The sequence below is a fragment of the Humibacter sp. genome (genome assembly GCF_051954055.1).
Taxonomy (GTDB): domain Bacteria; phylum Actinomycetota; class Actinomycetes; order Actinomycetales; family Microbacteriaceae; genus Humibacter.
On record NZ_JBQCIE010000136.1, the window covers coordinates 40,081 to 52,301 of the forward strand.

Here is a 12,221-nt window from a genome sequence, read left to right on the forward strand (position 1 = left end):
TTGGCTGCGCCGCCTGCCGCGCTGAGCGACAGACCGCGAGCTACGCCTGCAGCCCGAGCTGGAAGTGCACGGCTCCCTGATCGTCGAGCTGGGCATCCAGAACCTTGTCGGCGAGCGCCACTGAGGCGTTCTCCTCGACGAAGACGCGCGCATCGCCATCGACGATCACCTGGTCGTCGGCCTCGGGCGCCGGCGCCACGGCCACCGAGAAGGTGGTGGCGTTCGGATCCGGACTGCTGATGCGCAGGCCGCCCTCCGGTGAATCGACCGCCTGAGTGGTCAGCGTCTTCACGATCGTGGTGGCGTTCTCGGTGAGGGTGAGCATGGCTCTCCTTCCGGTTGCTTACATCGAGTCGGCCACGATTCCGTCAATGCCGCGCAGCCGCAACCCGTTCGAGCAGATTGTGCGGGGAGACCCAGGTTCGCAGTCGGCCGGCCGTCACGCAGAGACGGTCGTCGTGCCGTGCACGCGCCGCAGGCGCGTTCCCGCGCGGCGGGAAGCCCAGAACGCGAGCCAGGCGAGCGGATGTCTGCTGTTCTTGTCGTAGACCCGGTATGGCACGAACTTCCCGTCGCGCGCGGGGTATCCCGCCGCGGCGCGCACGCTCGGCAGCAGCACCTCGGCGGCGTGCCGGTAGCCGAGCCCGGACGGATGCAGATGATCCAGCTCCGAGAACATCGTGCCGGGCTCCTTGCGGAAGAGCGGCCCGAGCGAATCCGCCAGTGAGACGGTGCGCGCACCCGCTCGCAGCGCGACGATGGTCTGGCTGGTCGCGTGCAGGCGCCCGAGCCAGTGCGCGAAGTACCGGAGGGGTTCGAAGAACGGACGCACCGTTCCCAGGTCCGGGCAGCTGGCGAGCACGACGCGGGTGCCCATGCCGCGGAGTTCGGTGATCGTCGTGCGCAGAGCCCCGAGCGACTCATTGAGAGGACGCAGGTGCATCACGTCGTTGGCGCCGACGATGATGACGGCGACGTCCGGCCGTGACGTGAACTCACGCACTTCGCCCAGCTGCACGAGGAGGTCGATCGATTCGGCGCCGACCCGTGCCACGTTCTCCAACTGCACCGGACGCTCCGCCACCTCGGCGAGCTCGTTCGCCAGAATGACGCCGACTGTCTCCGTCGGATCCTCCGAACCGTACCCGACCGCGAGGGAGTCCCCCATCAGCACCAGGTGCAGCGGCGGCTCCTGATACTGCCGTCCGAACAGCCCCCTCGTCGCCTCCGGGTCTTCTGTGCGTGACGGCAGCAGGCGCCCGCGCGCCCAGAAGCCCTCGGCGACGGTGAGAGCGGCGACGCTGGCGAGCGCCGCGAACACGGAACCGATGCCCACTGCGACGAGCCGGACAGCGAGCATCCATCGAGCGCGGGAAGGCGGCGATTCTGCCGCTCGGTCGTGGTCGGTCATCGTGTGCGTCGCAGACATCAACGGGTACTTGAAACGTTACCCGCGGTGCCTTGGAACCAAACGGAATTCGATGTGGTCGCGCTGTGAGTCGTCGCACGCTCGACGCCCCGGAGGCGTTAGTGCGCGAGGATGCCGAGCACGATCACGATCACGCCGAGTGCGCCGGTGATCAGTGCGGCCAGGATGCGCCGCCACCAGGGCCGACGGTTCCGCTGCGCGACGATGTAGCCGATGGCCATCAGCATCGCGATGCCGATCAGCAGCGCCACGAAGTAGGCGACGTATTCGTCCATCACATTCAGCGCTGCCAGCAGCAGGAAGAACGCCGGCAGCAGCATGGCCAGGAGCATCCCGAAGGAATGGCGGATCGACTCGGCCAGCGCCGTCTTCACGGGTATCGGCTCGGTGGCCTCGTCGTCGTGCGCGACGACCGCGCGAGCGTAGACGTGAGTCACCCAGAAGATGAGCGTGGTGACGACGATGAAGCCGAGCACCTCGAGGTCGGTCTCGAACTTCCAGCCGATGGCGGTCAGAGCGGTCACCAGCACGATGCCGTACACGGTGGCCTCTGTGCTGAACGCGTTCATCACGAACCGCGCGGCCGCGCCGGCGCGCGCTTTGGCTCGTTCCTCCCCCATGTGAAGTGAACTTACCTCGGAAAGGGCGAAGCGGTCAGGGCGATCCGCCCGGCGGTAGTGTGGCAAAGGCGGAAGGGGAACCGGTATGTCGACCGAACACGGCGATCGGGTGCCGATCGATGCACAGAGCGTCGATGCCCCGCTCTCGAGATTCGCCGTGTTCCTCGTCGTGACGGTCGGACCGGATTCCGCCTCGCTCGACACGGTGCGCGACACCATCTCGAGCATCGACGATCTCGTGAAGACCGTCGGATTCCGCGACCTCGGCGGGCATCTGTCGTGCGTCGTCGGCATCGGCCGTCTGCTGTGGGACCGACTGGTTCCCGACATCCGTCCCGCCGAGCTCGAGGTGTTCCCGACGATCCGCGGCGACGTGCACACCGCGGTCTCGACGCCCGGCGACCTGATCTTCCACATCCGTGCCGAGCGCATCGACCTGTGCTTCGAGCTCGAGCGCCTGCTTCTGGATGCCCTCGGCAGCGCCGTGCGCATCGCGGATGAGACCCAGGGCTTCCGCTACTTCGACGAGCGCGACCTGCTCGGGTTCGTCGACGGCACCGCGAATCCGATCGGCAGCGACCTCACGCCCACGGCCGTGATCGACGACGAGGATCCGCGCTTCGCCGGCGGGAGCTACGTCGTTGCGCAGAAGTACCTGCACGACATGGATGCCTGGAAGTCGCTCACCGTCGAGCAGCAGGAGGCGGTCATGGGTCGCACCAAGCTCGACAACGTCGAGCTGCCAGACAGCGTCGAGAACCAGAAGGCGCACAAGACGCTCGCGACGATCGTGGACGAGAACGGCGTCGAGCACGACATCCTTCGCGACAACATGCCGTTCGGCAGACCAGGAGCCGGGGAGTTCGGCACCTACTTCATCGGGTACTCCGCTCAGCTCTGGGTCACGATGCGCATGATGGAGCGGATGTTCATCGGGGATCCGCCCGGCTTCTACGACAAGCTGCTCGACGTGTCGACTCCGGTGACGGGCGGCACGTTCTTCGTGCCGTCGAACCCGGTGCTGCAGACGCTCGCCGACCCGATGGCCCTTGCCGGGACGCTGGGACTGAGCTCGGGCGGCGACGAGGGGACCAAGGCGTCGAACAACGAAGAGACCGACGGCTCGCTCGGCATCGGGTCGCTGCGCGCTCCCACTGACGAACTGGAAGGGACGGCATCATGACGAACCATCTGCTGCGCGGCCACGCGCCGCTCACCGACGCGACGTGGGCGCTGCTGGATGCCGAGGCATCCGCCCGCCTGCCCGTTGCGCTCGGCGCGCGCAAGCTCGTCGACTTCTCCGGGCCGCACGGTTGGGAGTACTCGGCGACCAACCTCGGTCGCGTGACCGGCGTCGTTGCTGCACCGGAGGAATCCGTCACAGCGCGCAGCCGTAAGGTGCTGCCGTTGGTGGAGGTGCGAGCGGACTTCACGCTCCAGCGCGATGAGCTCGACGGCGCCGATCGCGGCGCCGAGGATGTCGACCTCGGTCCGCTCGATGAGGCGGCGGTTCGTGCGGCGCGAGTGGAGAACTCGGCGGTCTTCAACGGATGGGACGCGGCCGGCATCACGGGCATTGTCGCCGCTTCGCCGCATCGACCACTGGTGCACGAGGGTGCTCCGCAGGACTACGACGACGTGGTCACGCAGGCGATCGCCGCGCTGATGCGATCAGGAGTGGACGGACCCTACGCGCTGGCGCTGGGACCGACGCAGTGGACGAGCGTGATCGAGGCGAACGAGGGAGGCGGCTACCCGCTGATCCGACACCTGCGTGACATCCTCGGCGGCCCCGTCGAGTGGGTCCCCGGACTCGACGGCGTCGTCGTGCTCAGCCTGCGCGGCGGAGACTTCGTGCTCGAGGTCGGTCAGGACCTCGCGATCGGCTACAGCTCGCACGACGCCCGGGGCGTGAACCTCTATCTCGAGGAGTCGTTCAGCTTCCGCGTCAACACCCCCGAGGCCGCCATCCAGGTCGTCATCGGCTGACGTCCCGGCCGCGACCCCGCCGGGTGAGCTCGCCGAAACCTGCGCTGGTGTCCCGGCCGCCGCCGAAATGTACTCGGCAGCGGCCAGGATGCCTTGCAGAGTGATCGTGTGCATGGCGATCACCGTGGCGGGAGCTTGTGCATGGCGACTAGCCACGTAACCTCGCGTTCCCGGCGCTCCCGATCGAGCCGGTTCTGCCGTGCGGCGAGCTCCCATTCCTCGTCGCGACTGGGGCGAGCACGGCTTTCGTGCCTGCTCCAGAGCACGAGGGCCAGGCCGACTCGCATCGCAAGGCGGTCCAGCGGACTCGGCGGGTGGGTGTTCCGGCGAAGAGAGGCGATGGCCTCGGTCGTCGACGCTCGTTGCTGGTCGAGTGTCTGCGTACTCATGGTTCGTTTCCTTTTGGTTCGGTTCTCTCGTGATGGCGTCGAACGAGCGGTGGCCGGTTCGACGGGTGCTCGCGGCGACTCTGCTGTCGAAGCGAGGCTCACGCGACGTTCGACAGATGCCGTCGGTCGCGATCTCGATGGGCGGATATAGGCGATTGAGGTGAGAGCCGGGCGAGCTTGCTCGTCCGGCCGAACTGATCGAGCCTTGAGCGGCGAAGCCGCGATACAAGAGACGATGGGTCGCCCGTTAGCGGAATGGAGGCGTTTTCTGCCGCGGGCACGTTCTGCCGCGGGCAGACGTGCGAGGGCAGGCGTGTGCGCCGGGTGCTCGCGGCTGGCCGGGCTTAGCGACAGCTGAGCCGCTCAACCGAGTCGATCGAGGCAGTGACGGGCAAAGTCCGCGTGCTCAACCGACGGGAGTGGCGTCCGCTCGTACGGCGGTGTTGCCTCGGATGCCGCTAGCGGCGCGTGGCGATCAGCACGATGCTCCCGTGCCAAGACGTCGCCCGCGCAGCAGGGAGGCGCCGCGGAACACGAAGGTGTGAGGCTGAGTGTGCGTGATGGCGTGCATCATGACGTTCCCCTTTCGTGTTCCTGTCCGCTCGAGCGCGACGACGCCGCGCGAGCCGGACCGAGTTCGGCCCTGACTGGGCCTCGGTAAACCTAGCGGTGGATCACCGCTGGGCGCAAGCATCCATACGGAATCATGCTCTACTCGTTGCGCTGCACGTCCCGCTCAGAGCCGCTTCGCTCCCTCGACCGTGACGCGGATGGCGTAGAGCCGCGTCGTCGCGGTGATGTAGAGCGTGTTGCGTTGCGGGCCGCCGAACTCGAGGTTCGCGGCGATCTCGGGCAGGCGGAGCAGGCCGAGCAGCGTGCCGTCTCGGTCATAGACGTGGATGCCTTCACCGGTCGCCGCCCAGACTCGCCCCTGGTCGTCCAGCCGCAGCCCGTCGTACCCCGCGTCGCTGGACGCGAACGGACGCTCGTCGCGCAGACCATCGCCGTCGACGTCGAACACGGTGATCGTCCGCAGCTCGCTGTCGCTCACGTAGAGCAGTCGTTCATCGGGGGAGAAGGCGAGGCCATTCGGCTGGGTGAGGATGTCGACGACCGCGGTCAGCGAGGCATCCACCGCACCCGATTCGGCAGCCCAGCGGTACACGTTGCGGCTGCCGATGCGTTCTTCGCCCCTGTGCCCCTCGTACTCGGTGAGGATGCCGTACGACGGGTCGGTGAACCACACAGAGCCGTCGGAGCGGGCCACGACGTCGTTCGGGCTGTTCAGCGGTAGCCCGCCGTAGGCATCCGCCAGCACCGACGTCGAGCCGTCGTGCTCTCGCCGCACGACGCGACGGTACCCGTGCTGGCACTCGACGAACCGGCCCTGCGTGTCGACGGTGCGCCCGTTCGCGAAGCCGGCTGGGCTCGCCCACACGTCGATGCGTCCGCTCACCTCGTCGTAGCGCAGCACGCGGTCGTTCGGGATGTCGCTGAACAGCAGAAAACGACCCTGCGGCGAGTACGCCGGGCCCTCGAGCCAGCGACCGTCGTCGAAGAGGATGCGCAACTCGGAGTCCCCGCGGATGCCGTCGAAGCGCTCGTCCAGGCGCTCGAACACGGCAGGGATGCGATCGGTCGTCATGCAGCCATTCCATCGCATCCCGAGGCCCTCACGCCGACGTTTCGAGCGGCTCGACTCGAAAGACGAATCGGCGTCCCTGCCGGAAGGGCTCGATCAGCTCGACGTTCTCGAAGGCGTCGCCACCGGGAATGGGCGATTCGCTCGCCCAGTAGACGCGTCGGGCGTTGACGCTCGCGGCGATCGCCGGGTCGGGATCCTCCGCCTCCCAGGACTGCACCGCCGGTGACCCCACGTAGCGCCAATGGTCGGCGACCGAGGAGTGATAGACCGCGGACACGGGGTCGGGCTCGTCAGACGAGACCGCAACCGTCACGCCCCCGGTCGGCGTTCTCCGAAGCCTGTCCAGCGCGAACCGGCGGCGTGCCGCGACGTGTTCGCCGTCGAAGTGCGGCCAGATAGTGCTCGGCGTCACGATTTCATCGAGCAGCTGCAGGCGGCGAAGGCGCGCGAAGTTGCCCATGGTCGCGGTGACGACGAAGGCGTCGAGTGGCACTGATCCGGGGAGACGGTACGTCTCGATGGAGAACTCGTGGGGGCGGTCGGCTCTGAACTCGATGCGCACCGCGACCCGCGCGCCGTTGTCGAAGGGCTCGCTGTGCACGTAGAGCGACAATCGCTCGACGCCGTCGACCTCATCGATGGTTCCCCGGACCGGATGCTCGGACGGCGCGGGGCCTGCGTCGATCGTCTCGGCGCTCCAGAATCGCTTGCCGGGTTCGAGGTCCCACGAGCTGTGCTCGAGCTCGCTGTAGCCGCGTTCGGTGGCGCCGCTGGGTATCGGCTCGAAGGCGAGGAAGTTGAGCAGTCGGCTCTGCGGCTGACCGAGATAGGGCGTGAAGATGCGCACCAGGCCCCGAGGGCCGGGGATGGGGCTGAGACCGACCTGGATGCCCTCTGCCAAGCCCCATCGCGGTTCTGCCGGCCACACCGTACTCGGGCGGACCCAGCCGCCGTCGACGACGGGCGGCCTCGGTTCCGATTCGGAGGACTGGCTCGGGTTCAACTGACTCTCCTTCGCATGCCACAGGTAATGGAATCGGTTTCGGTATCAGTTTGCACGTATTTCCGCTATCGTCGCACGTAATTCTCGACGGACAGACGAAACCGATTTCGGATGGTCCTGTCGACCATGACCGACTCGATGGGGAGATCGCCGATGTTCACGATTGCACCGAAACGCCGCCCTGTGCGCGTAGTCGTCGCGTTGGCCGTGGGTGCTGCGGCCTCTCTCGCACTGGCCGGATGCTCAGGCGACGACCCGGCCGCCATGCTCTCCACGAAGGACCGGCCTTCCGCCCTCGCCGGCGTGACGAACGTGCATCAGGTGTCGCAGCTCACCGGTCCGAAGTCGCCGAACAGCACCGGTCGCTTCGAGGTCGCCGGTCAGGATCTCGGCTCGATGTTCCAGGCGGACGGCAAGACCTGGTTCGTCTTCGGCGACACGTTCGGCCAGCGCGATCCGGGCATGACGGGCGGCGGCGGAACGGAGTGGCGCTCCAACACGATGGCGTACACGACCGACGCGGACCCGGCGGACGGCATCCACCTCGACGGCTACATCGTCGACGAGCAGGGCTGGGCGAAAGAGCTGATCTCGTCGAAGAAGGTCGACGAGGTCGAGATGACGACGATCCCGACATACGGGTTCGCGGCCAATGGTGCCATGTACCTGGACTACATGTCGGTGAGGCACTGGGGCGATCCGGGCGAGTGGGAGACGAACTACGCGGGTCTGGCCAAGTCGACCGATCACGGCCAGACCTGGAAGAAGCTCGCCTCGCCGCGGTGGGGCGGCAACAGCAACTTCGTGCAGGTCAGCGTGACCAAGGTGGGCGACGAGCTCTACTTCTGGGGCGTCACTCACGGCAGATTCGGCCCCGTGAAGCTGATGAAGGTCGCCGAGAAGGATGTCGAGAAGCAGAGCGCCTACCGCTACTTCTCAGGCACGAAGTCGGATGGCACACCGCAATGGAGTGCGAACGTCGCCGACGCGAAGGTGGTCGCCGACGGCACAGTGGGGGAGCTGTCGGTGGTGTGGAACGACTACCTGCAGCGCTGGCTCATGACCTACACCGACGGTGCAGGAGCCGGTGCGGTCATCAGTGACAGCGCGCGTCCGTGGGGTCCGTGGTCGACGCCGAAGACACTCGTCTCGTCAACCGACGTCCCGGGCTTGTACGCGCCGTTCATGCTCCCGCAGTACACCGCGAACGGCGGTCGCACCATCTACTTCACGCTCTCGAAGTGGGGTCCGTACAACGTGTTCTGGTACCGAGCCGACCTGAAGAAGAAGTGACGCGACCGCCGGCGAGTCAGGCGGGCATCCGTGGCGGTGTCGCACCGAGGTCGGGGACGGCCTCACGGCCTAGGTGAACCTCCAGGTCGTCGGCCGTCGGCGTCTTCGGGCGCCTCGCCGTCGGTCGGTCGAGGTAGAACAGCGACGTCGATGCGATGTCGTCGCGCAACGGCAGGTAGCGCCACCCGCTGCGCCAGCCGAGCGCCTGGATGTCGACCCGCAACCGCTCCGCGAACCGGATCGGATCTGCCAGATGCCAGCGGTACATGCCGAAGCGCTGCTGGCTGTCGTAGAGGCCGTCCGGTCGAATCACCTGCGGCATGCCGAGGTAGGGCGTGGAGAACTCGGTGTAGCCCTTGCCTGGGACGTCGAAGTTCCAGGCGCCGCCGAAGTAGTCCTCGGTGCCGGTGCCGCAGATCGTCGGGTACTCCTCGTCGGAATCCAGGTAGAACTTGATCTCGCCCTCTCCCCACCACCCGGCGCTGTTGGCGCCCCAGGCGATGTACGTGCCGACGTACTGGCCGGCTCCCTCGATGCCCTCGAGCAGGGTGTGGGTCTTCAGATACTCGAGCGGGTTGCTGCGGCGCCAGTGGGCGTGCAGGTATCCGTCGTCCGCGTAGTCGCCGCCGACTTCGTACGTGACCTGGTAGTAGACGCGCACCGTGCCATCGGAGAGGTTCTCGACGGTCAATCGTGCGCCATCGCGGAACGGCATCGGCCAGTACGAGTTGAAGCCGCCGTGCGGGTTCGCCGCTATGACCTGCGAGTCCACCTGGGCGAACCGGCCCCAGCCGTTGCAGAAGAAGTCGCCGTACGGCACCTCGATGGCCGGCTCGGATGCGCCGTCCCAGTAAGCGCGCAGCAGCAGCGTGCGCCAGTTGTCGGTGTGAGTCGTGATCCAGATGTGCTGGATCTTGCCCGCGCCCTTGATGCTCGCCAGCTCGAAAGTCTCGCCCGCTGCGATGTCGACGCTCGGCGAGACCTTCCATCCGGGCCCGAGGTCCCTGGCGCAGGATGCGCCGGTGCCCTCGGTCGCGCGGCCGCCACCGCCGACCGAGCCGTCGAAGTTCTCCGGACTGATCGAACGGGTCTGCACCTGGCGCAGGCGGGCGAGCGAGCCGAGGTCGCCGATGGTCACGTCAAGTTCTCCTCTACGTCGTTGTCGAATCGATACGGGTACCGGCCGAAATCGTTGGATGCAAAGCCATACATCCCGTAGGCTTGCAATCGATTTCAATCAATCTAGGGCTCGCCTTCTCCGGGTGTCAACTCGGTGAACGGGCGGCGCTACAGTACGGACATCGCCCGCGTGAGGCGGTGCCGAGCATGGGTGGGAAGAGTCGATGGCCACGATCTACGAGGTCGCAGCACTGGCCGGGGTGTCGCCGGCCACCGTCTCGCGTGTCTTCAACGGCATGAACGTGTCGGCGGAGAAGTCGAAGCTCGTGCGCAAGGCCGCCGACGAGCTGAAGTTCACGCCGAATCGCACGGCGCGCACGCTGCGCAAGCGCAACTCCGAGGTGCTGGCGCTCGTCATCCCCGATATCGAGAACCCGTTCTTCACCTCGCTCGCGCGAGGAGTGGAGGATGTCGCTCACGCCGCGGGCTACTCGGTCGTTCTCTGCAACAGCGACGGCGACCGCGAGAAGGAGGCCAAGTACCTCGACATCGCGGTGAGCGAGGACATGGGCGGCGTCATCATCGCGGCGGCGGATGAGCACAGCAACGTCGACAGTCTCCTCGCCCGTGGCCGTCCCGTTGTCGCCGTCGACCGCAGCCCGCACGGCGTGGAGGTCGACGCCGTCACCGTCGACAACAGGGCGGGAGGGCGCGCGGCGACGCAGGCCCTGTTCGACCAGGGCTACCGGCGGGTGGCGTGCATCACCGGTCCTGCGGATGTCGAGACGGCCATCCTGCGCGCCGACGGCTGGCGCTCGGCCACCACCGCGGCGAAGGTGGCGTATCGGCCGGAGGACTACCTGCTGAACGCCGACTTCCGGGTCGACGGTGGCCGGGATGCGATGCGCGCTCTGCTGTCGATGCCGGAGCCGCCGGACGCGGTGTTCGTCGCCAACAACCTGATGAGCGTCGGTGCGCTTCAGGTGCTCATCGAGCGCAGGCAGATGCCTCCGGCCGTCGGGATGGCGAGCTTCGGTGACCTCCCGTTCGCCGCTCTCGCACCGGCAGGCATCACGGTCGTGCACCTGCCGGCACGGCACCTCGGTGTCACGGCCGCGACGATGCTGCTGGAGCGAATTAGAGGGGACAAGCAACCGGCTCGCACGGTGGTGCTGCGCAACACGCTCACGGCGCCGACAGCCGCCGAGACGAACAAGCCTGAAACCGAAGCCGCGATCGGATGAGTCGATGCGGATCGGCTCCTGACTCGCCTTAGAGCGTCAGGTCGGTGCCGTCTCCGCCGGCAGCGTCGCGCGCACCCAGGCCTCGACCTGAGTTGCGACCTGGCCCGGGTCCAGAGCGTCCGTCTCGAGTATGCGAGCGTTCCAGCGCGCGTCGCCGCTCCGCCAGTTCTCCCAGCGTTCCCACCGCATCGGAGTCGTGCTGTCGACGCGGATCACCTCGGGCGAATGAGCCGGGTCGAGCGTGTGCCGATAGAACCATTCGCCGAACATGACGTGATGCGGGATGCTCTCCTCAGGTTCTCCGCGGTCCCGCAGCCGCCTGCGGCGTACTTCAGGCGAACAGTGCAGGACGAGCATCGATATGCCGTCGAGACGATCCGCAGACGGGGCAGCGAGCAACTCACCGAGGGGGACCTGGCCGCAGAGGAGAAAGTGCTTGCCCGAACTCTGCGCAGTCACCGCCGCCTGAACCCAGTGCTCCACGGCCGAATGCCGCCAAGCGGTGTCGGCGTCGACCGGCACTCCGATCGAGTCGAACTCGACACACTCGATCCGCTGCGACAAGTCGGCTGCCATCAGCGAGCGGAGGGCCGTCGACTTCCCGGAGCCGCTCGCCCCGCTCAATGACAACAGCATGCGGTCTCCTCGGCGGACGACTGCCAGGCTACTTCAGGCCGGCGATCTTGATGTTGCCGATGATCTTCCGCTGGAAGATCAGCACGAGGATGATCACGGGGAGCGCGGCGAGCATCGAACCCGCCATCAGGAGGCCGAGCTCGGGCCCGCGGGAGACCCGGAAGTTCGCCAGGTACTGCCCGACCACGTAGAGGTTGGGGCTGGTGATGGTCATGACAGGCCAGACGTACGAGTTCCAGTACGCCATGAACGACGTCACGCCGACCACCACGAAGGCGGGTTGCGACAGCGGCAGGAAGATGCGCGTGAAGATGCGCCAGCGTCCCGCGCCGTCCAGGAGCGCCGCCTCCTCAAGAGCGATCGGGATGTTCAGGTAGAACTGCCGAATGAAGAACACCTGCGCGGCCGACGCCAGCGGCGGCAGGATCAGCACGAGCATCGTGTCGAGCATGTGCAGCTTCGTCACCACGATGAACGAGGTGAGCAGGATCGCCATGTTCGGGATGAACATGGTGCCGATCACGATCACCCAGAGTGTGCGCTTGAACGAGAAGTCCAGGCGAGCGAACACATAGGCGGCCATCGAGTTGATGGCGATCGAGAAGACCGTGAAGATCGCTGCTCCCGCGAACGTGATCATCATCGCGCGCGAGAACTCCGGGTCGACGAGGATCTGAACGTAGTTCTCGACGTGCCAGCTCGGCGGGAAGAAGCTGAACGGGGTGGCCAGCACGTCGGAGTTGAGCTTGAAGCCCGACAGCGCCATCCAGGCAAGCGGGAACAGCGCGGCCAGCCCGAAGAACACGCCGACGACGACTCGGGGGATGCGCACGGATGAGCGCTCTTTCATCGCC

13 protein-coding genes are annotated in these 12,221 nt (G+C 66.9%); 4 read left to right on the top strand and 9 right to left on the bottom strand.

From position 1 onward, the window contains the following. Positions 1-40: 40 nt before the first annotated feature. The 3 genes from ACTHNC_RS17795 to ACTHNC_RS17805 form a co-directional block, all read right to left on the bottom strand. Positions 41-325 carry a Fe-S cluster assembly protein HesB gene (locus ACTHNC_RS17795; RefSeq protein ID WP_440295964.1) on the bottom strand — a complete coding sequence of 95 codons (285 nt, stop codon included), beginning with the start codon at positions 323-325 and terminating at the stop codon, positions 41-43. A 114-nt stretch (positions 326-439) separates the two neighbouring features. Beyond that, positions 440-1,360: an SGNH/GDSL hydrolase family protein gene (locus ACTHNC_RS17800; RefSeq protein WP_440295965.1), complete on the bottom strand. Its 921-nt coding sequence runs from the start codon at positions 1,358-1,360 to the stop codon at positions 440-442. A 167-nt stretch (positions 1,361-1,527) separates the two neighbouring features. After that, positions 1,528-2,049 (bottom strand): hypothetical protein, encoded by a 522-nt coding sequence (locus ACTHNC_RS17805; RefSeq protein ID WP_440295966.1) that lies wholly within the window; start codon positions 2,047-2,049, stop codon positions 1,528-1,530. 85 nt (positions 2,050-2,134) lie between these two features. On the opposite strand from ACTHNC_RS17805, the gene ACTHNC_RS17810 reads away from it, so the two are divergent. Both ACTHNC_RS17810 and ACTHNC_RS17815 read left to right on the top strand, forming a co-directional pair. Then, on the top strand, positions 2,135-3,232 hold the full coding sequence (locus ACTHNC_RS17810; protein ID WP_440295967.1) for a Dyp-type peroxidase: 1,098 nt from the start codon (positions 2,135-2,137) through the stop codon (positions 3,230-3,232). Further along, positions 3,229-4,038, top strand: coding sequence for a family 1 encapsulin nanocompartment shell protein (locus ACTHNC_RS17815; protein ID WP_440295968.1), 810 nt, complete (start codon positions 3,229-3,231; stop codon positions 4,036-4,038). Before ACTHNC_RS17810 ends, ACTHNC_RS17815 begins: the two co-directional genes overlap by 4 nt. Before the next feature lie 119 nt (positions 4,039-4,157). Here ACTHNC_RS17815 and ACTHNC_RS17820 read toward each other — a convergent pair whose 3' ends face one another. The 3 genes from ACTHNC_RS17820 to ACTHNC_RS17830 all read right to left on the bottom strand — a co-directional run bounded on the left by ACTHNC_RS17820 (position 4,158) and on the right by ACTHNC_RS17830 (position 7,075). Next, a complete protein-coding gene (locus ACTHNC_RS17820; RefSeq protein ID WP_440295969.1) occupies positions 4,158-4,427 on the bottom strand; it encodes a hypothetical protein in 270 nt (89 codons plus the stop codon). A gap of 736 nt (positions 4,428-5,163) precedes the next feature. Beyond that, entirely contained in the window at positions 5,164-6,072 is a 909-nt protein-coding gene (locus ACTHNC_RS17825; RefSeq protein ID WP_440295970.1) for an SMP-30/gluconolactonase/LRE family protein, read from the bottom strand. A 28-nt stretch (positions 6,073-6,100) separates the two neighbouring features. Further along, on the bottom strand, positions 6,101-7,075 hold the full coding sequence (locus ACTHNC_RS17830) for a hypothetical protein (protein ID WP_440295971.1): 975 nt from the start codon (positions 7,073-7,075) through the stop codon (positions 6,101-6,103). A gap of 153 nt (positions 7,076-7,228) precedes the next feature. Between ACTHNC_RS17830 and ACTHNC_RS17835 the strand changes: the two genes are divergently transcribed. Further along, the gene (locus ACTHNC_RS17835; protein ID WP_440295972.1) at positions 7,229-8,368 is read left to right on the top strand and encodes a DUF4185 domain-containing protein; all 1,140 of its coding nucleotides are present in this window, start codon (positions 7,229-7,231) and stop codon (positions 8,366-8,368) included. A gap of 16 nt (positions 8,369-8,384) precedes the next feature. Here the strand turns inward: ACTHNC_RS17835 and ACTHNC_RS17840 are convergent, their stop codons facing one another. After that, positions 8,385-9,506 carry a glycoside hydrolase family 172 protein gene (locus tag ACTHNC_RS17840; RefSeq protein ID WP_440295973.1) on the bottom strand — a complete coding sequence of 374 codons (1,122 nt, stop codon included), beginning with the start codon at positions 9,504-9,506 and terminating at the stop codon, positions 8,385-8,387. 205 nt (positions 9,507-9,711) lie between these two features. Between ACTHNC_RS17840 and ACTHNC_RS17845 the strand changes: the two genes are divergently transcribed. Next, positions 9,712-10,731 carry a LacI family DNA-binding transcriptional regulator gene (locus tag ACTHNC_RS17845; RefSeq protein ID WP_440295974.1) on the top strand — a complete coding sequence of 340 codons (1,020 nt, stop codon included), beginning with the start codon at positions 9,712-9,714 and terminating at the stop codon, positions 10,729-10,731. A gap of 36 nt (positions 10,732-10,767) precedes the next feature. Here ACTHNC_RS17845 and ACTHNC_RS17850 read toward each other — a convergent pair whose 3' ends face one another. Continuing rightward, positions 10,768-11,367: an AAA family ATPase gene (locus ACTHNC_RS17850; protein WP_440295975.1), complete on the bottom strand. Its 600-nt coding sequence runs from the start codon at positions 11,365-11,367 to the stop codon at positions 10,768-10,770. Positions 11,368-11,395: 28 nt separating this feature from the next. Continuing rightward, complete coding sequence (locus tag ACTHNC_RS17855; RefSeq protein ID WP_440295976.1) at positions 11,396-12,217, bottom strand: carbohydrate ABC transporter permease; 822 nt, start codon at positions 12,215-12,217, stop codon at positions 11,396-11,398. Positions 12,218-12,221 lie beyond the last annotated feature (4 nt).

What these genes read in the sequence shown, in the direction of transcription:
- ACTHNC_RS17810 (WP_440295967.1), top strand. Translation starts at nt 2,135, where the DNA reads ATGTCGACCGAACACGGCGATCGGGTGCCGATCGATGCACAGAGCGTC.
- ACTHNC_RS17835 (WP_440295972.1), top strand. Translation starts at nt 7,229, where the DNA reads ATGTTCACGATTGCACCGAAACGCCGCCCTGTGCGCGTAGTCGTCGCG.
- ACTHNC_RS17820 (WP_440295969.1), bottom strand. Translation starts at nt 4,427, where the DNA reads ATGAGTACGCAGACACTCGACCAGCAACGAGCGTCGACGACCGAGGCC.
- ACTHNC_RS17795 (WP_440295964.1), bottom strand. Translation starts at nt 325, where the DNA reads ATGCTCACCCTCACCGAGAACGCCACCACGATCGTGAAGACGCTGACC.
- ACTHNC_RS17845 (WP_440295974.1), top strand. Translation starts at nt 9,712, where the DNA reads ATGGCCACGATCTACGAGGTCGCAGCACTGGCCGGGGTGTCGCCGGCC.
- ACTHNC_RS17800 (WP_440295965.1), bottom strand. Translation starts at nt 1,360, where the DNA reads ATGCTCGCTGTCCGGCTCGTCGCAGTGGGCATCGGTTCCGTGTTCGCG.
- ACTHNC_RS17855 (WP_440295976.1), bottom strand. Translation starts at nt 12,217, where the DNA reads ATGAAAGAGCGCTCATCCGTGCGCATCCCCCGAGTCGTCGTCGGCGTG.
- ACTHNC_RS17815 (WP_440295968.1), top strand. Translation starts at nt 3,229, where the DNA reads ATGACGAACCATCTGCTGCGCGGCCACGCGCCGCTCACCGACGCGACG.
- ACTHNC_RS17825 (WP_440295970.1), bottom strand. Translation starts at nt 6,072, where the DNA reads ATGACGACCGATCGCATCCCTGCCGTGTTCGAGCGCCTGGACGAGCGC.
- ACTHNC_RS17805 (WP_440295966.1), bottom strand. Translation starts at nt 2,049, where the DNA reads ATGGGGGAGGAACGAGCCAAAGCGCGCGCCGGCGCGGCCGCGCGGTTC.
- ACTHNC_RS17850 (WP_440295975.1), bottom strand. Translation starts at nt 11,367, where the DNA reads ATGCTGTTGTCATTGAGCGGGGCGAGCGGCTCCGGGAAGTCGACGGCC.